Annotated in this window: 21 protein-coding genes; 8 read left to right on the top strand and 13 right to left on the bottom strand. The window is 60.3% G+C overall.

The annotated features are described in order from the left end of the window. Nucleotides 1-18: 18 nt before the first annotated feature. The 9 genes from ACYVHT_RS03575 to ACYVHT_RS03535 form a co-directional block, all read right to left on the bottom strand. Nucleotides 19-963, bottom strand: coding sequence for a Rossmann-fold NAD(P)-binding domain-containing protein (locus tag ACYVHT_RS03575; protein WP_460548013.1), 945 nt, complete (start codon nucleotides 961-963; stop codon nucleotides 19-21). Nucleotides 964-1,113: 150 nt separating this feature from the next. After that, complete coding sequence (carB, locus tag ACYVHT_RS03570; protein WP_460548011.1) at nucleotides 1,114-4,341, bottom strand: carbamoyl-phosphate synthase large subunit family protein; 3,228 nt, start codon at nucleotides 4,339-4,341, stop codon at nucleotides 1,114-1,116. A gap of 58 nt (nucleotides 4,342-4,399) precedes the next feature. After that, nucleotides 4,400-4,798, bottom strand: coding sequence for a hypothetical protein (locus tag ACYVHT_RS03565; RefSeq protein ID WP_460548009.1), 399 nt, complete (start codon nucleotides 4,796-4,798; stop codon nucleotides 4,400-4,402). A 6-nt stretch (nucleotides 4,799-4,804) separates the two neighbouring features. Continuing rightward, complete coding sequence (gene carA / locus ACYVHT_RS03560; protein ID WP_460548007.1) at nucleotides 4,805-5,887, bottom strand: carbamoyl-phosphate synthase small subunit; 1,083 nt, start codon at nucleotides 5,885-5,887, stop codon at nucleotides 4,805-4,807. An 80-nt stretch (nucleotides 5,888-5,967) separates the two neighbouring features. Then, on the bottom strand, nucleotides 5,968-6,366 hold the full coding sequence (locus tag ACYVHT_RS03555; protein WP_460548005.1) for an endonuclease domain-containing protein: 399 nt from the start codon (nucleotides 6,364-6,366) through the stop codon (nucleotides 5,968-5,970). Between the two features lie 519 nt (nucleotides 6,367-6,885). Next, nucleotides 6,886-8,025, bottom strand: coding sequence for an aspartate aminotransferase family protein (locus ACYVHT_RS03550; RefSeq protein ID WP_460548003.1), 1,140 nt, complete (start codon nucleotides 8,023-8,025; stop codon nucleotides 6,886-6,888). Nucleotides 8,026-8,536: 511 nt separating this feature from the next. After that, nucleotides 8,537-9,526, bottom strand: coding sequence for an N-acetyl-gamma-glutamyl-phosphate reductase (argC, locus tag ACYVHT_RS03545; RefSeq protein WP_460548001.1), 990 nt, complete (start codon nucleotides 9,524-9,526; stop codon nucleotides 8,537-8,539). A 107-nt stretch (nucleotides 9,527-9,633) separates the two neighbouring features. Then, nucleotides 9,634-10,818 (bottom strand): argininosuccinate synthase, encoded by a 1,185-nt coding sequence (gene argG, locus ACYVHT_RS03540; protein WP_460547999.1) that lies wholly within the window; start codon nucleotides 10,816-10,818, stop codon nucleotides 9,634-9,636. Nucleotides 10,819-10,826: 8 nt separating this feature from the next. Further along, entirely contained in the window at nucleotides 10,827-11,453 is a 627-nt protein-coding gene (locus ACYVHT_RS03535; RefSeq protein WP_460547997.1) for a GNAT family N-acetyltransferase, read from the bottom strand. Between the two features lie 349 nt (nucleotides 11,454-11,802). On the opposite strand from ACYVHT_RS03535, the gene argB reads away from it, so the two are divergent. Together argB and ACYVHT_RS03525 are read left to right on the top strand one after the other, a co-directional pair. Continuing rightward, nucleotides 11,803-12,663, top strand: coding sequence for an acetylglutamate kinase (gene argB, locus ACYVHT_RS03530; RefSeq protein ID WP_460547995.1), 861 nt, complete (start codon nucleotides 11,803-11,805; stop codon nucleotides 12,661-12,663). Then, nucleotides 12,651-13,718 (top strand): M20 family metallo-hydrolase, encoded by a 1,068-nt coding sequence (locus ACYVHT_RS03525; protein WP_460547993.1) that lies wholly within the window; start codon nucleotides 12,651-12,653, stop codon nucleotides 13,716-13,718. The genes argB and ACYVHT_RS03525 overlap by 13 nt, the downstream gene beginning before the upstream one ends. Nucleotides 13,719-13,763: 45 nt before the next feature. Here ACYVHT_RS03525 and ACYVHT_RS03520 read toward each other — a convergent pair whose 3' ends face one another. Next, nucleotides 13,764-14,228 carry a VOC family protein gene (locus ACYVHT_RS03520; RefSeq protein WP_460547991.1) on the bottom strand — a complete coding sequence of 155 codons (465 nt, stop codon included), beginning with the start codon at nucleotides 14,226-14,228 and terminating at the stop codon, nucleotides 13,764-13,766. 170 nt (nucleotides 14,229-14,398) lie between these two features. Between ACYVHT_RS03520 and argH the strand changes: the two genes are divergently transcribed. Next, nucleotides 14,399-15,703, top strand: coding sequence for an argininosuccinate lyase (argH, locus tag ACYVHT_RS03515; protein WP_460547989.1), 1,305 nt, complete (start codon nucleotides 14,399-14,401; stop codon nucleotides 15,701-15,703). A 103-nt stretch (nucleotides 15,704-15,806) separates the two neighbouring features. Here the strand turns inward: argH and ACYVHT_RS03510 are convergent, their stop codons facing one another. Continuing rightward, nucleotides 15,807-17,198, bottom strand: a complete 1,392-nt coding sequence (locus ACYVHT_RS03510) for a T9SS type A sorting domain-containing protein (protein ID WP_460547987.1) — start codon at nucleotides 17,196-17,198, stop codon at nucleotides 15,807-15,809. 469 nt (nucleotides 17,199-17,667) lie between these two features. Here ACYVHT_RS03510 and ACYVHT_RS03505 point away from each other — a divergent pair, with 469 nt between their 5' ends. The 5 genes from ACYVHT_RS03505 to ACYVHT_RS03485 all read left to right on the top strand — a co-directional run bounded on the left by ACYVHT_RS03505 (nucleotide 17,668) and on the right by ACYVHT_RS03485 (nucleotide 22,554). Next, nucleotides 17,668-18,672, top strand: a complete 1,005-nt coding sequence (locus ACYVHT_RS03505; RefSeq protein ID WP_460547985.1) for a Kelch repeat-containing protein — start codon at nucleotides 17,668-17,670, stop codon at nucleotides 18,670-18,672. Beyond that, nucleotides 18,662-20,002 (top strand): DUF4270 family protein, encoded by a 1,341-nt coding sequence (locus ACYVHT_RS03500; protein ID WP_460547983.1) that lies wholly within the window; start codon nucleotides 18,662-18,664, stop codon nucleotides 20,000-20,002. The genes ACYVHT_RS03505 and ACYVHT_RS03500 overlap by 11 nt, the downstream gene beginning before the upstream one ends. A 111-nt stretch (nucleotides 20,003-20,113) precedes the next feature. Beyond that, complete coding sequence (locus tag ACYVHT_RS03495; RefSeq protein WP_460547981.1) at nucleotides 20,114-20,833, top strand: exonuclease family protein; 720 nt, start codon at nucleotides 20,114-20,116, stop codon at nucleotides 20,831-20,833. Between the two features lie 132 nt (nucleotides 20,834-20,965). Then, nucleotides 20,966-21,559, top strand: coding sequence for a TetR/AcrR family transcriptional regulator (locus tag ACYVHT_RS03490; protein WP_460547979.1), 594 nt, complete (start codon nucleotides 20,966-20,968; stop codon nucleotides 21,557-21,559). 68 nt (nucleotides 21,560-21,627) lie between these two features. Next, on the top strand, nucleotides 21,628-22,554 hold the full coding sequence (locus ACYVHT_RS03485; protein ID WP_460547977.1) for an alpha/beta fold hydrolase: 927 nt from the start codon (nucleotides 21,628-21,630) through the stop codon (nucleotides 22,552-22,554). A gap of 28 nt (nucleotides 22,555-22,582) precedes the next feature. Here the strand turns inward: ACYVHT_RS03485 and ACYVHT_RS03480 are convergent, their stop codons facing one another. After that, nucleotides 22,583-23,590 (bottom strand): J domain-containing protein, encoded by a 1,008-nt coding sequence (locus ACYVHT_RS03480; protein ID WP_460547975.1) that lies wholly within the window; start codon nucleotides 23,588-23,590, stop codon nucleotides 22,583-22,585. Between the two features lie 84 nt (nucleotides 23,591-23,674). After that, nucleotides 23,675-24,577 carry a histone deacetylase family protein gene (locus ACYVHT_RS03475; protein ID WP_460547973.1) on the bottom strand — a complete coding sequence of 301 codons (903 nt, stop codon included), beginning with the start codon at nucleotides 24,575-24,577 and terminating at the stop codon, nucleotides 23,675-23,677. Nucleotides 24,578-25,298 lie beyond the last annotated feature (721 nt).

Here is a 25,298-nt window from a genome sequence, read left to right as displayed (position 1 = left end):
GATGACAATGGCCAATAGCTACTTCAGCAGCTCGTGCAGCACCGTTTGCATGGAGATGGTGCGGTTGCCGGCTTCCTGAATGATGAGCGAGCCGGGGGCGTCGAGCACGGCGTCGGATACTTCCACGTTGCGGCGCACGGGCAGGCAGTGCAGGAATTTGGCATTGTCAGTCAGCGCCATGTGCTCGGGGGTGAGCATCCAGGCGGGGTCGTTCTGGAGCACCTGGCCGTAGTCGAGGTAGCTGCTCCAGTTTTTGGCCTGCACGTAGTCGGCGCCTTCGAGGGCCTTGCGCTGGTCGTATTCGATGCGGGCGCCTTTGGTGAATTTCGGGTCCAGCTCGTAGCCTTCGGGGTGGGTGATGACGAAATCCACCCAGTCGATTTCCGAGAACCAATCGCAGAACGAGTTGGGCACGCACTGGGGCAGGGCGCGCACGTGCGGGGCCCAGGTGAGCACCACCTTCACGCGCTCCTTCTGCCTGGTTTCGGCCACCGTGATAAGGTCGGCGAAGGATTGCAAAGGGTGCAGCGTGGCGCTTTCCAGGCTGATGACGGGCACGGTGGCGTACTGCAGAATCTTGTTGAAGACGACTTCGCCGTAGTCCTCGGCTTTGTCCTTAAGGGTGGGGAAGGTGCGCACGCCCAGCACATCGCAGTACTGGCTCATCACCGCAATGGCGTCTTTGATGTGCTCCTGAGTACCGCCGTTCATCACCGCGCCGTCGGCCATTTCCAGGGTCCAGGAGTCGGCTCCGGCGTTGAGCACCCAGGCTTGCGCGCCCAAGTTGTAGGCCGCCTTTACCGAGCTGAGGCGAGTACGCAGGCTGGGGTTGAAGAAGATGAGCCCGACGGTTTTGTTGCGCCCGATGTGCTGGTAGCCGTAGGGGTTGGCTTTGATTTCCAGTGCTTGCTGCAACAGGGCTTTGTAATCGCCCGCATCGGCGAAGGAGGTGAAGTTTTTCATAATAATTCCGTGTCAAAAAGAACGTCATGCTGAGCGGAGTCGAAGCATCTCTACTGCGAGAGTAACTATTTACTACCGCGGTAGAGATGCTTCGGCTCCGCTCAGCATGACGTTCTATATAAAGGTTGCTTTCGCTATTTTTCTGCCGATTTACATTGCCTTATACTCGTTCCAGCTCTTAATCTTCAAATCCTTCATTTCCAGCGAGCAGAAGGCCTGGATAAACGCCTTCGCCAGCCGTGCATTCGTCAGCAAACCGACACCGAAATCCACGGACGTGCGGCGGATTTTGTAGTCGTTATCCAGCTCGCCTTTCGACAGGTTTTTTGGGATATTAATGACCAGGTCGATTTTCTTTTCCTTCAGATACGTCAGCACGTTGGGCTCCTGCAGCTCATCGGGCCAGAAGAGGAGGCTGCTCGGGATGCCGTTTTCGGCGAAGAAGCGGTGCGTGCCCTGCGTGGCGTACACGGTGTAGCCCTTTTTGATGAGCAGCGCGGCGGGCGCGAGAAGGGCCACTTTGGAGATGATGGGGCCGCCGGAAATCAGCACCGATTTCTGCGGGATTTTGTAGCCCACGCTCAGCATCGATTTCAGCAGGGCTTCCTCGGCGGTGTCGCCCAGGCAGCCGACTTCGCCGGTGCTCACCATATCCACGCGCAGCACCGGGTCGGCGCCGGGCAGGCGGGTGAAGGAGAACTGCGGGGCCTTCACGCCCACGAAGGGCAGGTCGTAGACCCGCTCGCTTTCGTCGCGTTCCACGTGTTTGCCGAGCAGCACTTGGGTGGCCTTTTTAATCAGGTTGTTGCCCGATATTTTCGACACAAACGGATAGCTGCGTGAGGCCCGGATGTTGCATTCAATTACCCGGATTTCGCCGTTTTTTTCCAGGAACTGAATGTTGAACGGGCCGCTGATTTCGTAGCGCCTGGCAATCTTCTCGGCGATGATTTTCAGCTTGCGGATGGTGCCCACGTACACCCGTTGGGGCGGGTAGTACATGGTCGCGTCGCCGGAGTGCACGCCGGCAAACTCCACGTGCTCGGAAATGGCGTAGCTCACGATGTCGCCGTGGTCGGCCACCGCATCCAGCTCAATTTCCTTGGCTTCCTGGATGAATTCCGACACCACTACCGGGTATTCGGCGCTGACCTCGACGGCCGTTTTCAGGAATTCTTCCAGCTCGAAGTTGTTGGACACCACGTTCATGGCCGCGCCCGACAGCACGTAGCTCGGCCGGATGAGCACCGGGAAACCAACTTCGCGCACGAACTCCTGCATGGCAGCCAGCGAGGTCAGCTCCTTCCAGCGCGGCTGGCCGATGCCCAGCTCGTCCATGATGCTGCTGAACTTGTGGCGGTTCTCAGCCTCGTCGATGCGGGCCGGCGCGGTGCCCAGAATGGGCGCGTGGGCGTCGGCCAGGCGGGTGGCGAGGTTGTTGGGAATCTGGCCGCCGGTGCTCAGAATCACGCCGCCGGGCTGCTCGAAGTCCAGGATGTCCATCACCCGCTCGAAGCTCAGCTCCTCGAAATACAGCCGGTCCGACACGTCGTAGTCGGTCGAAACGGTTTCGGGGTTGTAGTTGATGATGATGGTTTTGTAGCCCTCGGCCGCCGCCGTTTGCACGGCCTGTACGCCGCACCAGTCAAACTCCACCGACGAGCCGATGCGGTACACGCCCGAGCCCAGCACCACCACCGACTTCTCGGTTTCGCGCGCCAAGTCGTTTTCGGTGCCGTGGTAGGTGGTGTAGAGGTAGTTGGTTTTGGCCGGGAACTCGGCCGCCAGCGTGTCAATCTGTTTCACCACGGGAATTATCCCAAGTTTCTTTCGGTGCTCCCGAATCTCAAGCTCGTTTCCTTTCACATCGTTTTCACTCCATAAAAGCACTGCAAGTTGCTGGTCAGAAAATCCGGCTTTCTTGCATTCGAGAAGTAATTCTTTGCCCACAAACGGCAGTTCGCTTGCTTGCCAAACTTCACGCCCGAGGTCGTAGATTTTATGCAGACGCTGCAAAAACCAGTGGTCAATCTTGGTCAGCTCGTGCACCTGCTCCAGCGTGTAGCCGGCCTCGAAGGCGCTGTTGATGGCGAAGATGCGCTCCTCGTTCGGCTCGCTCAGGAGCTGGTCGATTTCGGCGTGGTCGAGGTCGTCCTCGGGGCGGTTGGCCACGAAGCCGCGCTTGCCGGTGTCCAACATCCGCAGGCCTTTCTGGATGGCTTCCTCGAAGGATTTGCCGATGGCCATCACCTCGCCCACGCTCTTCATGGCGCTGCCAATCTGGCGGTTAACGCCCGCGAACTTGCCCAAATCCCAGCGCGGCAGCTTCACCACCACGTAGTCGAGGGCCGGCTCAAAGAAGGCCGAAGTGGTCTGCGTCACGCTGTTTTTCAGTTCGGCCAGCGAGTAGCCCAGGCTCAGCTTGGCCGCCACGAAAGCCAGCGGGTAGCCCGTGGCTTTGGAGGCCAGCGCCGAGGAGCGCGACAGGCGCGCGTTCACCTCAATCACGCGGTAATCCTCCGAAACGGGGTCCAGCGCGTACTGAATGTTGCACTCGCCCACGATGCCCAGGTGGCGGATGGTCTTGATGCCGATGCTGCGCAGCTTGTGGTACTCGCGGTTGCTCAGCGTCTGGGATGGGGCCACCACGATGCTCTCGCCGGTGTGGATGCCGATGGGGTCGAAGTTCTCCATGTTGCAGACCGTGATGCAGTTATCATAGGCATCGCGCACCACTTCGTACTCCACTTCCTTCCAGCCCTTCAGCGATTCTTCCACCAGAATCTGGTCGGAAGTGGTGAAGGATTTTTGGGCCAGTGCCCGCAGCTCGTCCATGTTGTTGGCGAAGCCGCTGCCCAGGCCGCCCAGCGCAAACGCCGCCCGCACGATGATGGGAAAGCCGATTTTCTCGGCCGCCGCCAGCGCGTCTTCCATCGTCGTCACGGCCACGCTGCGGGCCGAGAGCACGCCAATCTGCTCCAGCTTCTCCTTGAAAATATCCCGGTCCTCGGTGTCGATGATGCTCTGCACGGGCGTGCCCAGCACCTGCACGTTGTACTTCTCGAATACGCCGGCGCGGTACAGGGCCACGGCGCAGTTCAGCGCTGTCTGGCCGCCAAAGGCCACCAGAATGCCATCGGGCTGCTCCTTTTTGATGACCTCCTCCACGAAGTAGGGCGTCACAGGCAGGAAGTACACGTCGTCGGCAATGTTGTCCGACGTCTGCACGGTGGCAATGTTGGGGTTGATGAGGATGGTGCGGATGCCTTCCTCCTTCAGCGCCTTGAGGGCCTGCGAGCCGGAATAATCGAACTCCCCGGCCTCGCCAATTTTGAGGGCGCCGGAACCAAGGATGAGAACTTTGTTGGGTTTGTTCATTTCGTGCAGTTAAGGCGCAAGCGCCAAACGTCTCTTTATTTAGATTGAGTAGGTGCAATTAATTGTGCTTCCACTCTGAAATTCTGTATGAAGTCACGGTTGAATCGGCGCCTAATGTTAGGCTAAGATGCTTCCCGTAAGTTGGGTCTATATCTGATGTGAATCCGGTAATAATTTCATAGCGAACAGTGTCATCATCATTGTCGAAATTGCCTGGTGTGCCAAGTGAATCAATAAGTTGCTTGTAAGTGAGTCCTTTTAGCTGATGGTGTTCAACCAAGTCGCCAAGCATCCTGTCACGATAAGGATATTCGCCACCTTCGCTATCATCAAATCTCTCCCATTGAGCCTTGTTGAATTTTAATTCATTCTTATTCTGCGCACAAGAAATAATTAGTGTCGAACAAGCAAATACCAAAAGTCCCGCAAGTAGCCTTGACAACTTGGTAAGTGGCATCAGTAATTAGAGTTTAGACGATTTATACTCCACCACCGCTTTCAAAAAGTCGTCAAACAGAAACTCTGTATCCTGCGGGCCGCCGGCGGCTTCGGGGTGGAATTGGGTGGAGAAGAACGGCTTGGTTTTGTGCTTGATGCCTTCGCAGGTGCCGTCGTTCAGGTTCTCGAACAGCATATCCCACTCGGCGGGCAGGGTTTCGGTATCCACCGCGAAACCGTGGTTTTGGCTGGTGATGTAGCAGCGCTGGGTGCCGGTGAGCTTCACGGGCTGGTTGTGGCTGCGGTGGCCGTATTTCAGCTTGAAGGTGTCGCCGCCCGCCGCCAGGCCCATGAGCTGGCTGCCCAGGCAGATGCCGAAAATCGGCTTGTCCTGCTGCAGGGCTTTCTGGAGGTTCTGGATGGTGGCTTCGCACATTTTGGGGTCGCCGGGGCCGTTGCTCAGGAACAGGCCGTCGTAGTCGAGGGTCGTGAAATCGTAGTCCCAGGGCACCCGAATCAGCTCCACGTCGCGCTCCAGGAAGCAGCGGATGATGTTGGTTTTGGTGCCGCAGTCCACGAGCACGATTTTGTGCTGGCCGTGGCCGTAGTGCTGCACGTCGGCCGGGCTCACCTGGGCCACCAGGTTGTCGAGGTTGGGGTCGTGCAGAGGCACATCGGTTTCGGCCACGATTTTGCCCAGCAGGGCGCCTTTCTCGCGCAACTTCTTGGTGAGCATGCGGGTATCGACGCCGAAGATGCCGGGGATGTTGTACTCCTTCAGCCAATCGCCGAGGCTTTTGGCGGCGTTCCAGTGGCTGTGCTCCTCGGAGTAGTAGTTCACCACCAGCCCGGCAATGTGGATTTTGTCGGACTCGAAAATCTTCGAAATCGACTCGTACAGCTCCTCGCCGGGCACGCCGTAGTTGCCCACCATGGGGTAGGTGAGCACCAGAATCTGGCCGGCGAAGGACGGGTCGGTGAGGTTTTCGGGGTAGCCGGTCATGGCCGTGCTGAACACCACTTCGCCGGCGGCCGAGGTGAAGGCGCCGAACGACTGGCCCTGGATTTCGGTGCCGTCTTCGAGGATGAGTTTTACGGTTTGGGACATGTTGTTCTGGTGGGCGCCTCACCCCCCGGCCCCCTCTCCGAAAAGGAGAGGGGGTGCGTTCCGGGTAGGGTGTTGCATGTTTATAAGTTGGCTTTGATGGTGGCTAGGACGCGGCGGGGGAGGGTGAGGGCTTGCTCGTTGGTGAAGCGGAGGACCCGGTAGCCCAATTCGAGTAGGTAGGCCGTGCGGCCGTTGTCGTAGTCGGTCTGGTCGGGTTCGAGGTGGCCAGCTCCGTCCAGCTCTACAATTAGCTTGTGGGAGAGGCACACGAAATCCACGATGTAGCGGTCGATACTGTGCTGGCGGCGAAATTTTGCGTTGAGTTGGTTGCCGCGCAGAAGCTGCCAGAGGGCGGCCTCGGCTGGAGTAGGCTCGTGGCGCATGCCCCGGGCACGTTCTTTTAATGCTAGCCTGGCGTACTGGTTTTTATCGGCCGTGAAGATTTTGTCTTGCGGCAGGTAGTGGTCGGCAGGGTCCATATCATGCTGGGGTTGGGCCTCACCCCCAGCCCCTCTCCGAAAAGGAGAGGGGAGCCAAGGCGGCGCGGGTATGGGGCTGAGCATAGAACTAGAACTAGAAATAAAAACCAAGACTAAAACCAGAGACTAGTCCCCCCCCTCTCCTTTTCGGAGAGGGGGCCAGGGGGTGAGGCGAAACGTAAGGGTGGCCGTAGCTGCAGTTGGCCCGATACAATTTCGGCTGGAACAGGACCATTAATCAGGGGTCTGTTCCAGCCGATGCAGGAGGGATGCCGAACGGGAGCGAAAGCGTGTAAATCAATCTGCTCCGCGCACTGCCGTTTCCGGATGTCAGGCATCGGGAAGTCGGGCGGGCACAACTGCTGGAAAGAAAAAGGGGAGGCTGCTCCTTCGGGGAAAGAGCCAGCCGGCGGCTGCGCAACGGAGGCCAATGGCAGCGTGCAGCTAATCAGAAGGGGAGCCAGGCTCGTAAACTTCATCGTGCTACTCATTGGGGCTGCAAGTTAGTTCTCCGGCCGCTTACTTCCTTGCCTCGGCCGGAATAAGTGTGTACAGGGCCTGCAAAAACCGGTCGATTTCGGCCTTCGTGATGTTGAGCGGCGGCAGCAGGCGGAGCACCGTGGGGTCGGAGGCGTTGCCCACGAAAATGTGGTGTTCGGCGAGCAGTTGGTCGCGGATTTCCTTGATGGGGAAGTCGTATTTGATGCCCACCATCAGGCCGCGGCCGCGGATTTCTTCGGCACCGGCGTGGGCCAGCAGTTCGCGGCGGAGGTAGTCGCCCATTTCGGCGGCGTGGGCCAGCAGGTATTCGTCTTCAATGACTTCGAGCACGGCCAGGGCGGCGGCGCAGGCGAGGTGGTTGCCGCCGAAAGTAGTGCCCAGCAGGCCGTAGGAGGCCTTATACTGGGGCGCAATCAGGATGCCGCCGATGGGGAAGCCATTGCCCATGCCCTTGGCCACGGAAATGATATCGGGCCGGATGCCGGCGTGCTGGTGCGCGAAAAACTTGCCGCTGCGGCCGTAGCCGCTCTGCACCTCATCTGCAATCAGGATGACGCCGTACTGCTTGCACAGCAACGCCAAACCCTGCAGGAATTCATCGGAAGGCATGATGATGCCGCCCACGCCCTGAATCGGCTCGATGATGACGGCGCAGACGTCGCCACCGCGCAGGATTTCGGCCACCTCCTTCAGGTCGTACTCGACGAAGCTGATGGCGTGGCCGGCGTTGAAGGGGGCCACGATTTTCGGGTTGTCGGTGGCGGCCACCGCGCCCGAGGTGCGGCCGTGAAACGCGCCTTTAAAGGCCACCACGCGGGTTTTGCCGGTGTGGAAGGACGCCAGCTTCAGCGCATTCTCGTTGGCCTCGGCCCCCGAGTTGCACAGAAACAGCGCGTAATCCTCGTAGCCCGACACTTGGCCCAGCTTGTGCGCCAACTGCGTCTGAATCGGAATCTGCACCGAGTTGGAGTAGAAGCCGATGTTTTGCAGCTGCTCGGTGAGGCGCTGCACGTAGTGCGGGTGGCTGTGGCCGATGGAAATAACGGCGTGGCCGCCGTAGAAATCCAGGTATTCCTGGCCCTGGTCGTCCCACAGCTTGGCGCCGAGCGCCCGCACGGGCGTGATGTTGACGAGGGGATAAACGTTGAAAAGCTCCATGGTTTTTGTGGTGTCAGAGCGTAGTTAAAATAAGAACGTCATGTTGAGCGAAGCGTAGCGGAGTCGAAACATCTCTACCGCTTTATTGAAGATTACTCCACCTATCCAGCATGCCGCCGTAATGAGCGGTAAGCATTGTGGATTCGCCAGCTTCCGTTACTGATGCAGCCTCGAAATCAATGAGCATTGAGGTAATAATTTCCACACTGCTTAAAGTGAGATTTACATAGTAAAAATCGGTATGTATTTCCTCCTGTTTATTATGTAATGCTGGTTTATCAACCTTATTATGACTCAGTATTTGGCTGATTTTCTCAGCTACCTCATTGCTTCCAATCTGTTCAAGATATTGGCGTGTGAGGTTCAGCGTATTAAAATCAAGAATTTTTCCTTGTTCTTAACCTGCTTGTATTCATCTGCGGTCATAAGTCTATTAGAAGTTAAGCTCAACGAAGCAGTAGAGATGCTTCGACAAGCTCAGCATGACGGCCTGATTTAATGACGTGCTGGTTTAAAAAAACGAAGCCTTACTCATCAGCCCCGTCGTTTCCGGAAGCCCGAATAGCAAATTCATGTTCTGCACCGCCTGACCCGAGGCACCTTTCACTAGGTTATCAATCACCGAGGTAATCAATAGCTGCTTGCCCTGCTTCTGCACGTGTAGCAGGCATTTGTTGGTGTTCACCACCTGCTTGAGGTGAATTTCCTTGTCCGAAACCGTGGTGAACGGCGCGTCGGCGTAAAACTGCTGGTACAATGCCCGCGCCTCGTCCTGCGTCAAATCCGAGGGCGTGTAGACGCTGGCGAAAATGCCCCGCGCGAAATTGCCACGGTAGGGGATGAAGTGAATATCAGATTCTGACTGCGGCTGCAGCTGCGCCAGGCTCTCGCCGATTTCGCCGAGGTGCTGGTGCGTGAAGGGCTTGTAGATGGACACGTTGTTCGAGCGCCACGAGAAATGCACCGTTTCCGCCAGGCTCTGGCCCGCGCCGGTCGAGCCGGTAATGGCCGAGACGTGGATGTCGTCGGTAAGCTTGCCGGCCTTCGCCAGCGGCAGCAGCGCCAGCTGAATGGCCGTGGCGAAGCACCCCGGGTTGGCAATGCTCTGGGCCTGCTGGATGCGACTTCTGTTCAGCTCCGGCAGGCCGTACACGAACTCACGGCCGGCAAAATCCGCATCCGCGTGCAGGCGGAAATCGTTGCTCAGGTCGATGATGTGCGTGGTTTCGGGCAGGGCGTTTTTCTGCAGCCAGGCTTTGGAATTGCCGTGGCCCAGGCACAGAAACACCACGTCCTCATCGCCGGCCAGCTCGGAGGTGAACGCCAAATCGGTTTCGCCCACCAGGTCGTCGTGCACTTGGTGCACGGGGTTGCCCGCGTTCGAGGAGCTGACGATGCCGCCCAGCTCCACGAACTCGTGGTGCAGCAGAATGCGGATGAGCTCGCCGGCCGTGTAGCCCGCGCCGCCTACGATGCCGGCTTTGATTTTGGTGTCTTGCATGATGTAGCGCGGACTTTTAGTCCGCGAGTATGTAAAAACGGCAAACCCGGTTGCGCTTAGAGAGGGTTAGTGCGCTAGTGGTCAGACTCGCGGACTAAAAGTCCGCGCTACTCGTGGAGACTAGCGCTAATCTTCAGCTGGTTGCCGAAAATCTTGATGAAGCCACGAGCATCGCGGGCATCCCAGGCGTTGTTTTCCTCGCCGTAGGTCGCCACTTTCGACTGCATCATGTCGTACTTCGACTCAATGCCGAGCAGGTCGAACTGGTAAGGTTTGAGCTGCACGAATACCTTGCCCGAAACGTGGTTCTGCGACGATTCCAGGAAGGCTTCCATGTCGCGCATCACCGGGTCGAGGTACTGGGCTTCGTGCAGCAGCGTGCCGTACCAGTTGGCGATGTAGTCCTTGTGCAATAGCTGCCAGCGGGTGCTGGTGTGCTTTTCCAGCAGGTGGTGGGCCTTGATGAGCATGAGCGGCGCGGGCGCCTCGAAGCCCACGCGGCCCTTGATGCCCAGGATGGTGTCGCCCACGTGCGTGTCGCGGCCGATGGCGAAGGCCGCGCCCAGCTCGTTTAGCTTCTGAATGAGGGATACCGGGTCCAGCGTTTCGCCATTCAGGGCCACCGGCTCGCCTTTTTCGAAGGTGATTTCTACGCGCTCCGAATCGTGCCGTTGCAGCTGCGACGGGTAGGCGCTTTCGGGCAGGGCCTCGTGCGAAGTCAGCGTTTCGACGCCGCCCACGCTGGTACCCCAGATGCCTTTGTTGATAGAGTACTTGGCCTTCTCCCAGCTCATTTCGAAGCCCTGTTTCTGCAGGTACTCAATCTCGGCCTGGCGCGACAGTTTCAGGTCGCGGATAGGGGTGAGGATTTCCGTTTTGGGCGCAATCACCGCGAAAGCCACGTCGAAACGCACCTGGTCGTTGCCGGCGCCGGTGCTGCCGTGTACGATGTAGTCGGCCTCGTTGGCGCGGGCGTACTCGGCAATGGCCAGGCTCTGGAACATGCGCTCAGCGCTCACGCTCAGCGGATAAGTGTCGTTTTTCAGCACGTTGCCGAACAGCAGATAGCGCAGGCAGTCGTGGTAAAAGCGCGTGGTCACGTCAATCACCTCGTGCTTCACCGAACCCAGTTCGTAGGCGCGCTTCTCGATGGCGGCCAATTCTTCGGCCGTGAAGCCGCCAGAATTGACGATGACGGTGTGCACTTCCAGGTCGAGCTCGCGCGACAGGTACACGGCGCAAAACGAGGTGTCGAGGCCGCCGCTATAGGCGAGAATGGCTTTTTTCTTCATTATTATTATTACAGTGCAGAATCAGTTTCAGGGTCAGAAGCAGAGTCGTGGGTGAGCGGCAGGGTGGGGGTGAGGGTAGCAAAATCGGGCATCTGCAGTTGCACCAACTGCTTTTCGGGCGTGTCGTAGAGCATGCCGGTGCAGAGGCACATCTTGCGCTCGTTCTCCATCAGGATGCCGTAGTTTTTGCAGCTTTTGCAGCCTTTCCAGAAGTCTTCGCTGGTGGTGAGCTCCGAGAAGGTGACGGGCTCGTAGCCCAAATCCGTGTTGATTTTCATCACGGCCAGGCTGGTCGTGATGCCGAAAATCTTGGCCTGCGGGTACTTGGTGCGCGACAGTTCGAACACCGCCTGCTTGATGGCCCGGCCCACGCCGCCCTTGCGAATCTCGGCGTTCACAATCAGGCCCGAATTAACGACAAAGGTCTTGTCGTCAAACGTTTCGATGTAGCAGAAACCCGCCAGCTCGTCATCGACAAAGGCGATGATGCCGTCGCCGCTGGCCATCTTTTTGGCCACGTAGTCCGGCTCGCGCTTGGCGATGCCCGTGCCCCGCGTTTTGGCCGACTCGACGTACCATTGGCATAATTGTTCAGCGTACTGTGCGTCCGCCTCCGTTGCAACCCGAATTGTCATTGATTATTAAAAACTTAGGGATAGATGCGTGGCTGTCCGGAAACCCCGACCGTAGTTTATACGGGGGAATTCCTGCTAAAGCCCAAACCTGTCTGTAAGTTGAGCGGATACTGGCCCGGCTCAAAGGGCTGGCCAAGGGGCCAACATGCGGCTGCTGAAGCCGCTAGGGTCGTCGCACTAATGCGCAAGTCGTTTGGCACACGCCGGCCACCACCGACCTAGTGGCCGGAGCGAGCTTAAAAGACGTGGAAACGGAGCGGAGCATGGCGGAAACTAAGTCGATTCGGCGCTCTAACGAAGCAGCGAGTCAAGTGGTTCAATTCTGCCGCAAAGGTAAAAGGCCCTACTTTTGCCCGCAACATTTCCAGGATTATTTTTGAATGAAGCGCCAGCCACCTCCGGGTTTGCGCCATCAGGTGAAGCAGTGATGAAGCCCGAATTACACGTATTTAAAATAGGCGGCGGTATAATTGACAACGAGGTCGATTTGCTGGAATTCATACGGTTGTTTTCCGAAATAAGCGGCCCCAAAATGCTGGTGCACGGCGGCGGCAAAGGCGCCAGCGAGCTGATGAAGAATTTAGGCATCGCCCCGCGCATGGTAAATGGCCGCCGCATTACCGACGCTGCCACGCTGGATTTGGTGACGATGTTCTACGCCGGCAAAACCAATAAGCAGATTGTGGTGGCGCTGCAGAGCCGGGGCGTCAACGCGCTGGGCCTCAGCGGGGCCGACGGGAATGTAATTCAGGCCGTGAAGCGCCCGGTGCGCGAAATTGATTACGGATTTGTGGGTGATTTGAGCGAGGCCAGCGTGAATGCCGCCCTGATTCGTCAGTTTCTGACGTTGGGATTGACGCCGGTATTCTGCCCGATTAATCATGACGGACACGGCCAGCTATTAAATACCAACGCCGATACTATTGCGGCTTCCGTGGCAAAGGCTTTAAGCGGGCAATATGCCGTGGCGTTGCATTTCTGCTTTGAAAAGCGCGGCGTGCTTACCGATGTAAATGACGATAACTCGGTAATTGCGAAAATTAACCTGACCGATTACGCCGAATTGCGGGAGAGCGGGATAATTGCCGACGGCATGTTGCCCAAATTAGAAAATGCTTTTGATGCGCTGCAATTCGGGGTCGAAAAAGTAATTATTGAGCACGCTTTGTTTATCAACGAAGACTTGAAAACGACGCTATGTCTGAATTGATAAAGCAGCTGAGTGATGATGCCGTAAAGCTCCTGCTGAAGCTCATCAGAACGCCTTCTTTTTCGCGGGAAGAAGCCGGTACGGCCACCCTGATTGAGGAATTTTTGATTGCGCACGGTGTAGCGCCGCAGCGCCGGCAGAACAACGTGTGGGCAGTTTCGGGCGGTTTCGACTCCGGTAAGCCCACCATTCTGCTCAACTCGCACCACGACACCGTGAAGCCTGGTGCAGGCTGGCAATATGACCCGTTTCAACCCACCCTGGAAGGCGAAAAATTAATTGGATTGGGTAGTAATGACGCGGGGGCTTCGGCGGTGAGCCTGCTGGCAACGTTCCTGTATTTTCAGGACAAGCCCAATGCCTTTAATTTGATTTGCGCCATCACGGCCGAAGAGGAAATTTCGGGCGCAAACGGAATTCGGAGCGTACTGCCGGAGCTGGGGGAAATAGCCTTCGGAATTGTGGGCGAGCCCACCGGCATGAACCTGGCCATTGCCGAAAAAGGCCTGATTGTGCTGGATTGCACTGCACACGGCAAAACCGGCCATGCCGCCCGTGAGGAAGGCGAAAATGCCCTTTACAAAGCCCTGGACGATATTCAATGGCTGCGCGGCTTCCGGTTTCCGGAGGTGTCGGCGCTGCTGGGGCCGGTGAAAACAACGGTGACGCAGATAAGCGCGGGCACGCAGCACAATGTGGTGCCGGACCGATGCCAATTCGTAATTGACGTGCGCACCAATGAGCTGTACCAGAACCAGGAAATTGTCGAATTTCTGCGCTCAAAACTGCAGTCAGAAATAGTGCCCCGCTCCACGCATCTGAATTCATCCCGAATCAGCGAAAACCACCCGCTGATTAGAAAGGGCGTAGCCATGGGAAAGACAACTTACGGCTCGCCCACGCTGTCGGACCAGTCGATGATGCCGTTTGAAACCCTGAAAATGGGGCCGGGCGAAAGTGCCCGCTCGCACACGCCAAATGAGTTTATTCTGGTGAGCGAAATACGGGCGGGCATCAGGGATTATATCGAGCTGTTGAGCGGGCTGGAATTGTAGGTGCTTTTAATGGGCAATGCAGAACGGGCAGGCTATTTCGCTCAATCAGGCATTTTCCAGCGTGGCAATGTCGAATTTATGCATCTGCATCATGGCGGCTACTTTGCGTTTCATGCGCTCGGGGTCGTTGGTGCTCAGCAATTGATTGATGTTGGCAGGGGTGATTTGCCACGACACGCCGAAAGGGTCTTTCAGCCAGCCGCAGTCGCCGGGCTCACCGCCGTTGGCCGTGAGCTTTTCCCATAGCTCGTCGATTTCGGCCTGACTTTCGCAGCTGACGGACAGCGAAATGCCCGTCGTGAAAGTGAAATAGGGGCCGCCATTTAGTGCCACGTATTTCTGGCCGGCCAATTGAAATTCGACCGTCATCACGCTGCCGACGGGCATGTGGGTGCCTGCTACATAATACGTGGTGTTGAGGATGGCGGAATCCTTGAACAAGCTGACGTAGAGCTTGACAGCCGCTTCGGCCTGGTCGTTGAAGGTGAGGAAGGTGGTGATTTTCTGCATGGTTTCTGGGGCGTGGTAAGGCTGCTCAAAAATACGGTTTTGCCAGGGGCAGCTGGCTGGATAATTACGGCAATTTGCGGGGGCATTTGCGCCATATTTTTTCTGGTTGAGGCGAGCGCCGGGTGCATAGCCGGCGGGCAACTATTCGTGGTAGCGCTACCTTTGCCGGTATGAAAATCTGGGAAAAAGGCATTGCCGTTGATAAGAAAATTGAGCAGTTCACCGTGGGACAGGACCGGGAGCTGGACCTTTATCTGGCCAAGTTCGACGTGCAGGCTTCGAAGGCACAGGCCAGTATGCTGGCCAAGGTTGGGCTGATTTCCGCCGCCGAGAACCTGCAGCTGCAGCAGGGGCTGAACGAGCTGGCGGCCGAGATTGAGGCCGGCACCTTCACCATCGGCGAGGAGTTTGAGGACGTGCACTCCAAAATTGAGTATTACCTGACCGAGAAGTTCGGCGACGCGGGCAAGAAAATTCACACGGCCCGCTCGCGCAACGACCAGGTTCTGACGGCGATTCAGCTGTTTTTGAAGGACTACACGGAGCGGATTTCGGCCCAGATGCTGGCCCTGGCGGAAGTGCTGCTGCACAAGGCCGAGGCCCACAAAAACGACCTGCTGCCGGGCTACACGCACTTTCAGGCCGCGATGCCGAGCAGCTTCGGGCTGTGGTTTTCGGCCTACGCCGAGCACCTGCTGCTGGATTTGGCACTGTTCGAAGCGGCGCATACCGTGGCCGACCAGAACCCGCTGGGCTCGGGCGCGGGCTTCGGCAGCAGCTTCCCGATTGACCGCGAAATGACGACCCGCGAAATGGGCTTCGGCAGCGTGGCGGTGAGTAGCGTGGGGGCGCAGATGCTACGCGGCAAAACCGAGAAGACGCTGGCCTTTGCCATTGCCGGCGCGGCGGGCACGCTGGGCAAGCTGGCGTATGACCTGGTGCTGTACAACAGCCAGGATTTGGGCTTCGTGACCTTGCCGAAGGAATTCACGACGGGCTCCAGCATCATGCCGCACAAGAAAAACCCCGACGTGTTTGAGCTGGTGCGCGGCCACGCCAACCGCCTCCAGGCGCTGCCCAACGACATTATACTGGCCACCAGCAACCTGCCCAGCGGCTACCACCGCGACTTTCAGCTGCTGAAGGAGCTGCTGTTTGGGCCGATGATGCAGTTTGCCGACTTGCTGGACATGCTGCTGTTTGCACTGCCCGAAATCAAGATTAAGCCCGGCGTGATTGAGCAGGCGAAGTACGACCCGATTTTCTCGGTGGAGAATATCAACCAGCTCATCATTGCCGGCGTGCCCTTCCGCGATGCCTACCAGCAGGTGGGCCGCGCCGTGGAGGACGGCAGCTACGTGCCGCACCGCGCGTTTCAGACCACCCACCTGGGCAGCATTCACAATCCGGGGCTGGCGGAGATTGCCGGCAAAGTGGCGCGCTGGAAAGAGCGCAGTGAGCTGTTTGGGAAATAAAGCTGCCGACCTCCGGAAGCAATATGCCGGCTCGTAGCTTGGCGCAACGCCACTTTTGCTTCTTGCAAAAGTGGCGTACTGTTATCCGGAGCTTTGGGATGGGCTATTTTGCCACGCGCTGGCTGTAGAAATTGTCGTTGGTCAGGAGCCGTACGATGTAAATGCCCGTGGGCAGCTGATGCGTGTCAAGGGTCCAGCGGCCGGGCTGGGTGGGGTCGGCGGTGGCCACCACGGGCTGCAGGCGGCCCACGGCATCAAGAATGTGCAGCTGGGGGGCTTCGGTGCCAATGGGCAGGGCGAAACTGGCCATCCATTCGTGGGCTGAGCCGCCCGGATACACGGCCAGGGTTTCGTTGGCGGCCCGGCCCAGCTTTACCGATTGCACTGGCGAGTAGGCGGTGGTGCCACTAAAATCGGTTTGGCGCAGGCGGTAGTAGCTGATGCCAGGCATCGGCTGCTCATCGGTAAGCTCATAGCCGGTGTAATGCGGCACCGTGCCGGCCCCAGCCACCGTGCGCAGGTCGCGAAAGGCCCGGCCGTCGGCCGAGCGCTCGATGGTAAAGCTCCGGCAGCTCTTCTCCGAAGCCGTGGCCCAGCGCAGCGCTACGGCTTGGCGGCTGGTGGGCGTGGCCGTAAACAGCACCAGTTCTACCGGGAGTGGGCGGCAACGGATGCTGGGGGCTTCGGCGTCGCAGCTGGCTTCGTTGGTATTGGCGGCGGCCAGCGCATCGGGGCAGCCATCCTTTTTCGCCCGCGATACGCACACCGATATGGCATCGGCCGCGCAATTGTTTAGCAGGTGAGTGGTGGCCCCATTGCCGCCATACACGCAGCCGGCCACGCTGAGCGCCCCCGATGTTTGGCCATTGCCGCTGCACAAAGTGTTGTTGGAGCCCCCAAGCGAGAGGTCGAGGTTGCCGCCGACTGCCAGCACACCATTGGTGATAATGTTGGAGTTGAGCAGCACCAGATTGCAGCTGGTCATGAGCGTCGCATCGCGCGCAATACTCACGGTTGCTTTGTCAACCGTGAGCTGGCTCATCTGTACGCGGCTGCCGCTGTTTAGCAGCAGGTTGGTGGCCACCTGGGAGTTGGTGCCGTCGCCCAGCACAAAGGGGTAGTCGCCGCTGATGGAGGCATCGCGGGCCAGCGTAATGGCCCCTCGGCTCGATACGGTAATTGCTCCGCTGTTCACCACGATGGAGCTGCCGGAGGCCATCGTCAGCGTCCCGTTGTCGATGGTGAGCGAGCCGCCGCTGGCCAGTATGAAGGTGCTGGTCAGGGTCACGTTGTAGCCATCCAGGATGATGGTGGCCCGGCTGTTTGAGGTTGGGGCGGCGCTGCACGAAGCCCCGGCCGCCTGGGGCGCATAGATGGTGGGGTCGTTGAAATTGCCGTCCCGCACAACGCGATACGTGCATTGGGCCAGGGCCGGAGAGGCCGAAAACGTGCTGCAGAGCAGCAGCACAAGCAGGGCTGGTAAGATGGGTTTCATACTGGTGGGATTTAGGGTGAGCGTGCTGATGTCATGGGCTGAAAGCGTAGTAATTGAATATACGCATTTTTTATAATAACCGGATTCTGCAATGTAATCGAATAATGATGCAGCCTGAGGGAATAGATTTAGCAGCGCACTTTTTCGTGCAAGGCGAACAAAACCAGTTTGCTAAGCCTGCTTTTGGCCGGGGCTGACCGACGGGCACACGCAACGCCGGGCACCTGCCCATAGCCGCCCGACCCAAAGGCGGCAGATAACAGCCCCTGGCCTGCCTGCCGCCTGAAAACCGGGCGGGCCGGAGCTGGAAACCGACTGCAAATGCATCAGATTGGTCGATGCCAGTGGCCGGTTTGGGCGGCGGAAAGCGTGGTTTGGGACGAAACAGGGCCCGCCGCCGGGCCGGCGTTGCAACCGGAATCCGGCCCCCGGGCCTCTCTCAGGCATGTTTCACCATCCATTTTCTGAAATGAAGAAAACACGCTTACTGGCAGTGCTGCTGCTGCTGCTGTCGGCCCTGAACAGCTGCACCAAAGATTCTACCGATGTCGATTACATTGTGGGGGCCTGGGAAAACCGCTCGCAGTTTGAGGGCCTGGCCCGGAGCGCGGCGGTGAGCTTCGTCATCAATGGCAAGGGCTACGTGGGCCTCGGCACCGATGGCACCGACAAGTACAAGGACTTTTGGGAATACACGCCGGCCACCAATACCTGGCGGCAGATTGCCGACTTTCCGGGCGTGGGCCGCTACCAGGCCGTGGCCTTCGCGGCCAATGGCAAGGGCTACGTGGGCACCGGCTACGACGGCCTCAACCGCCTGAAGGACTTCTGGGAATACAACCCCGCCACCAATACCTGGGCCCAGAAAGCCGACTTCGCGGGCAGCGCCCGCTACGGGGCCGTGGCCTTTGCCCTCAACGACAAAGGCTACGTGGGCACCGGCTACGACGGCAACTACAAGAAAGACTTCTGGCAGTACGACCCGCTGGCCGATGCCTGGACGCAGAAGCCCAGCTTCGGCGGCAACAAGCGCCTGGGAGCCACGGCTTTTGTGGTAAACAACGAGGGCTACATCTGCACCGGGATTGATAACGGGACCTTTCAAACCGACAACTGGAGCTACAACCCCGGCACCGAAGCCTGGACCGAGCACCGCCCCCTCATCCTCAACAACGACGACGTGGCCGGCGACAACTACAACTTCAGCGCCGTGCCGCGTGCCTACGGCGTGGCCTTTTCCATCAACAACACCGGCTACGTGGCCCTGGGCAGCAAGGATGCCCAGCTAACCAACTGCTGGGCCTACAGCCCCACGGACGACAACTGGTACCAGAAGACGGATTTTGGCGGTTCTTCGCGCATCTCGGCGGTAGCCTTCGGGCTGGGCGACTACGGCTACATTGCCCTGGGGGCCAACGGCAGCACCCGCTACGACGACCTCTGGATACTGGAGCCCGATGCCGATGTGGACTAAGGTTGATTTGCCATCCGGCCTGAGGCCCTGGCGGCAATTGGTGGGGGGCCTGCTGCTGGCCGCGGCCGGCACCGCCTGCGACCCGGTGGGCAACATCACCGTGGATGTACCCCAGACCACTGCCAGCGGCAGTGGCTACTACGTGGATACGCTCACGGTGCGGCTGGCCACGGTGTGGCACGACTCGGTGGTGACCTCGACCAGCGACAACCTGCTGGTGGGCCGCTACCAGGACCCGCGCCTGGGTACCGTCACGGCCCGCAGCTACTTCCGGGTGGGCCTGGCTTCGGCCTACTCGCCCGGCAGCGCCGAGGTGTTCGACTCGCTGGTGCTGGAGCTCAGGCCCGATACGTACCGCTACGGCGACACCACCCGCCAGCAGACGGTGGAAGTGCACCGCCTGCGCGCCCCGCTCGAAGATGCCAAAACGTACTACGCCTTCAGCCAGCTGAGCTACGATGCGGCGGCCCTCAACCAGGGCACCGGGGCCCGTGCCTTCTACGCCCGGCCCAGCCTGAGCGCCCTGCGCCTGCGCCTGGCCGATGCCCTGGGCCGGGAGCTGCTCACGGCCGGCCAGGCCGACCGCCTCACCACCGAAGCCGAGCTGAACTACCTGCTGGCCGGCCTGGTGCTCGCGCCCGGGGCTGCCGATGATGCCGCCCTGCTCCGCACCCAGGCCAGCACCGAAGGCGGCGCCCTGCACCTCTACACCCACGACCCCGCCGACCCGCTCACGGCCCTGGTGCAGGACTTCACGCTGGCCGCCGGCACCAAGCACTTCTACCAGGTCACGGCCGACCGTACCGGTACGCTCCTGGCGCCGCTCACGGCCTCGCTGCAAGCCCTCGATGTGGCCCGGACGGCTCAGGAGGCATACATCGACGGGGCACTGGGCTTGCAAACCAAGGTGGAAATCCCGTACCTGACCGACCTGCGCACTTTCGGCTCGACGCTGACCATTGTGCAGGCCAACCTGATGCTGGAGGCGCTGCCGGGCACCAGCACCCGCTACCTGGCCCCGCCCGGCAGCCTCAGCGCCTACCTCAGCGGCCGGGGCAACCAGCAGGGCCTGGCCCTGGGCAGCAGCACCACGGGCACGGCGCTGAGCATTCCTTATGCGTACGGCACCTCGGCCTACACGGGCCTGGAAACGGGTTTCTACAGCTTTTCGGTGACGGAATACTGCCAGGCGGCCGTCAACCGGACGCTCGACAACAATGGCTTGCTGCTGGTAGCGGCCACGCCCACCAGCCCGGAGCGCGTGGTGCTGGGCGGCCCCAGGCGGGCAGAAAACCGCCTGAAGCTGGGGCTCTATTTTATGAATAAATAAGCGGTTGATAACGAAGTACTAGGCTGGGGCCGATAGCCGCATTGCGGCCATTGGCCCCGGCTTTGGGCGGGCCCGCGCCACCAAATGCAGGCTTTTGCTGTTTAAGGCATTATGCCTACTTCGCCCACCCGCCGCCCCGACCTGCTGCGCCTCGACTACGATACCTACCGCGCCCTACCCGCCATTGCCAATTCCGACCTCTCGCGCCTGCGCGATGCCCTCGACGGCCGCCCGCCGCGCCCCCAAACCAGCGCCAGCGAAGGGGCCCTGAGCTTCGGCACCGCCTTCCACACGGCCCTGCTGGAACCGGCCGACTACGTGGCCGGCCAGCCCGGCCTGAACGATACGCTGGTGTGGTGGCTGGTGGAGGGCGTGAAGCTGAACACCCAGCTGGCCGAGCTTTTGGAGCAGGGCACGCCCGAAGTCAGCGTGCTGTTCACGGAGCCCGAAACCGACACGCTCTGCAAGCTCCGCGCCGACCTGGTGGTGAGCCAGCCCGACCAGCCGTTCACCATCATCGATTTCAAAACCACCAGCGCCCGCGATGCCGACCATTTCCTCTGGCAATGCTCGGCCTACGACTACGACCGCCAGGCCGCCTTCTACACCGATGCCCTGCACGCCGACCGGTTCCTGTTAGTGGGCGTGCAAAAAATCGAGCCCTTCGGCGTGTTCACTATCGAAGTAAGCGAGCAGATGCTGGCCGAAGGACGCCAGAAATACCAGCGCCTGCTGCGCCTGCTCAAAGCCCCCGCCACCGCCCCCGCCTACCGCGCCGAGGCAGTGCAGGCCGCCGTAGATGCCCTGGGCCTGGGGCCGGAGGAGCGGTAGGCCGGCCGCTGAATACAGAAGGAATTCAGGTTAGAAGCCCTTCGCCTTTCGGGGAATGGCTTTTTCGTGCTCATACAATTTGAGCCGATGAATACTTACTAATTAGTAAGTAAGTAGTATGTTTGTGCTGCTATGCAAATCCCAGCTGTCGCTACTCCGCTTGTTCCCGATACCAAAACGCGCATCCTCGACCTGGCCGAGGCACTGCTGCTGGAGCGGGGCTTCAACGCCTTCAGCTACCAGCACCTGGCCAAAGAGCTGGGCGTGAAGCCGGCCGCCATTCATTACCACTACCCCGGCAAAGACGACCTGGGCACGGCCCTGGTGGCCCGGCAGCTGCGCCGCCTGCGCAAGTGGCGCGACCTGCCCCGCGTGGCCGACCTGCCCCCCGCGCAGCAGCTCGAAGCCCTGCTGGCCGTGTATGAAAACCACCTCGGCCACGACCGGCGGGTGTGTTTGTTCGGCTCGTTGGCCGCCGATTTTCGCACCTTGCCCGCGCCCATGCAGGCCGAGCTGCGCACCTTCAACCGCGAGCTGACCGAGTGGCTGGCCCAGGTGCTGGCCGTGGGCCGCGCCACGGGCGCGCTCCGGTTTGTGGGCAGCCCGGCCGCCAAGGCGGCCCAGGTGCTCACCACGCTGGCGGGGGCTTTGCAAGTGGCGCGGGTGCACGATGAAACGCCTTTTCAGGTGATAATTGGCCAGCTGCGGCTGGAGCTTTTCGCCTGAGTTCCGGCGATAGCCGGGCTATTTTAACCCTACTGCTTTCTGCTGTTTCACCTAACCACCGGCTGCACATGACCAATATCTATTCTCCGGCACACGAGTTTTTTATGGCCAATCCCGAGCCGGCGGCTGTTGCCCCCACCATTCGCTACCCCTCGCCGCCCGCCGGGCTGCGGTGGCTCCGCTGGCAGCTGAAAGTGCTATGGGCCGTGGCCCCGGCTACGGCGTTTCGGCAGGCGTGGCGGCTGTTTTGCACGCCGCGCCGCCTGCCCGTGAAGGACTGGGAGGCCCCGGCACTGGCCGAGGCCCGCCGCCGCACGGTGACCGTCGGCCACGACGGGGTGGCCGTGTACGAATGGGGCCCGGCGGCGGCGGCGGCCGTGGTGCTGGTGCACGGCTGGGAACACCGCGCCAGCTTCTGGCGGGCCTGGGTGCAGCCCTTGCTGGCGGCCGTCTACCGCGTGGTGGCGCTCGATGGGCCGGCGCACGGCAATTCCGGCGGCCGCTACACCACGCTCACCGATTTTGGCGCGGCCGTGCAGGCCGTAGTTTGCACCGTGGGCCAGGTGCGCGCTATTGTGGCGCACTCGTTTGGGGCGGCGTCGGTAGCCGGGCTGCCGGTGCGGCTGCCGGGCGGGGTTCCATTGCCGCGCTTGGTGCTGCTCAGCGCGCCGCTGAACCCCCGGGTAGTGGCCGGCCGCTTTGTCGACTTCCTCGGATTGCCCGCCGCGCTGGTGGCGCGCTTTGCCGCTCACATCGAGCGCCTCACCGGCCGCCCGGCCGACTCTTTCGCCGTGGCGGCCGCCGGCCCCGGCACCGGCGCCGAAAAAGTGCTCATTATGCACGACGAAAACGACGAAATCATCCCGTTCGCCGAAGGCCGGCAAATTGCCGCCGCCTGGCCCGGGGCCAGGTTGCACGCCACGCGCGGCCTGGGCCACAACCGCATTCTGCGCGAGGCCGCCGTGGTGCAGGCCGCCGTTGATTTTATGGGGTAGTCAGATGGGGCTGCTTGCCCGCAGTCGTTCAAAGATGCTCTGCGCCCTCAGCGGCCAGCTGCCGCAGCACCTCGCGCAGCCCCTCCGGCGCGCTGATGCGCCGCCCGACGTGCTGCACGTACTCGGCTTCGGCCCGCAGGTCGCGCTTGAGCTGGCGTAGTTCCAGCTCCTGCTTCTTGCCGGAGCCCGTCACGAAACCGTGGGGGCCGTACTTCAGCTCGTTCATTTCCTGCTTCAGCTGGGCCTGCTGCTGAAGCAGGGCGCGGGTGTAGCGGGCCAGCACATCGTCGGCCTCCGCATCGGCGGGGCCGGTTTCGGCCAGCAGCTGCAGCAGCGCGTAGAGGTCGTCGGCCTCGTAGGCTTCGGTGATGCGCTGCATCCGGGCGGTTTTGTCGGCTTGCTTTTCGGGGTCGCGCTCCAGGTCGGGGTGGTGCGCGCGGGCCAGCTGGCGGTAGATGGTTTTGGTGTTGGATGCGAGCTGCTTCTGGTCGGCGCGGGCGGCGGCTTCGGCGGCTTCCTGCTGGCGCCGGGCTTTGGTTTTGCGCCGGGCCTTTGCGGCTGCAGCAGCCTGCTCGTGCGGGGGCAGGGCCGGGTCGGGGATGAAATCCGGCTGGGATTTCGAGGCGGTTCCGGCTTCCGAATCGGCGCCGAAAGCCGGTTTATCCCGATGATTCGCTGGCGCGTACCGGCGAATGATGTCGCTCTCATCCTCGCCAAACCGCGCTTCCAGCGCCCGCGCATTGCCCAGAATCACGCCCAGAATCTGCTCCTCTTCCAGGCGGCTGAAGTAGCTCAGCAGCAGCGCTTCCTCCAATGGCGCATACAGCTCGCGCCGGGCCGTCACCACGGCCCCGGCCGCCGGCCCCACCTGCTGCCAGTAGCGCCGTCGGGCGTTGGCCTGCTCGGCCCGCAGGTCGCGCAGCCGCTCGCGCAGGTTCTCCACGTCGAGAATGGCCTGCCGGAAGGCCTGCTGGGCGGGCGTGCCCGAAGGCTGCTCATCGGTGCGAACCGGAACGGTAATGCGTTCGAGAGGCATGGAATCGGGGTTTTTCATTTGATGGCAAAGGTAGGAACGCGGCATGGCGCGGTCGTGGCCGTAGGAACGCGCCGTGGCGCGTTCCTACGGCCACAGCTCAAAGGCCACCCGAAACGTGTTGCAGTGCGCGTCCACGATGTCGGCCAGCCGCTCGGAATAGCCCCCGCCCATGCTCACGGCCACCGGCAGGCCGCGCACCCGGCACAGGCCCAGCACCAGCTCGTCGCGCTGCCGGCAGCCGGCCGGCGAGAGCGCCAGCTTGCCCAGCTTATCGGTGGCCAGCACGTCCACCCCGGCCTGGTAAAACATGAAATCGGGCCGCACGCGCTCCACCAGCGGCTCCAGCGTAGCCGTGAGCTGCGCCAGATAGTCGGCATCGCCGGTGCCCAGCGCCAGCGGAATATCCAGGTCCGACTCCTCTTTGCGCAATGGGTAGTTGGCCCCGGCGTGCATCGAAAACGTGAAGACGCGTGGCTCGTTGCGGAAAATGCGGGCCGTGCCATCGCCCTGGTGCACGTCCAGGTCCACTATCAAAACCTGTCGGGCCAGCCCGTGCGCCAGCAGGTGCGCCGCCGCAATGGCCTGGTCGTTGAGCACGCAAAAGCCTTCGCCGCGGTCGGCAAAAGCGTGGTGGGTGCCCCCGGCCAGGTTCAGCCCGATGCCATCGCGCAGGGCCCGCCGGGCCGATTGCACGGTGCCCGCGCTGCTGCTCAGCGAGCGCCGCACCAGCTGCGGGCTCTGCGGCAGGCCCAGGTTGCGCACCTCGCGGGGCGAGAGCTGCAGGTCGCGCACCTTGTGCCAATACTCGGCGGTGTGCACCCGCAGGACATCTGCCTCGGCGCACAGGCCCGGCTCATAAAAGTCTGCCGGCGCGGCAATGCCCTGCCACAGCAATTGCTCCCGAATGAGGGCGTATTTGGCAATGGGGAAGCGGTGGCCGGCGGGCAGGTCGAGGGTGTAGTGGTCGGAAGTGGCGAGGCAGGGCATACGCCGCAGGTACTGCGAATGAGGAGGTGGGGTTTTTCAGTGCCGGATAGCAGGCGCGCTAATCAGGCGAATTTGCCACTGCTCTGCAATTTATAAATTCCGTCAAAAAAATATTTATCAATTATTTTTAAAAATAATTTGCGCAATTAAAATTAATCCTCAACCTTTGTCGCAACAAAAGCAAATACCCATGTACCGCCACCTGATACTCACAAGCAATTCGGATAAGATGCAGCCAGAACGGCTGCTTCCGCTCGGTACGTTTGCCTGATTTCAGCTTTACGCTGAAGCCTGACACCGCCCGAGCCCACAATGCTCGGGTTTTTTGTTGCTAGTCGGTCCGTCAACCGCTTGTCTCATTCAATCCATGCACAATATCCGCCCCGGTTACCTGCCCAAACAGTTCCAGCTCCGGCCCGATGGCGGCCTGCTGGATTGGTGCGGCCGTGCTTTTCTTCCTGGTTGGAAACGTCGATAGCCTCGGCGTAAACTCCCGCGAAATAGAAAAGCCCGGCCCCGAAAAGCCGGGCTTTTTCGTGTAATTAATTGCCAGATAAAAATCCGTTTTTATTTGAACGGGAGGGGTGCGTTTAATTCAATTTGAACTGTCGCCGAATTATTATTTGGTAATTATTGCCGTCGGTTTTTCTCCTCGATTCTTCTTTTTCCACATTTCTCATTCCCCCTTTTTCGCCATGCGCTTCTTAGCTCCTCCACCCGT

The organism is Hymenobacter daeguensis (assembly GCF_054780555.1).
Note: the sequence above shows the minus strand (reverse complement) of the source record. Positions and strands in the feature narration are given on the sequence as shown.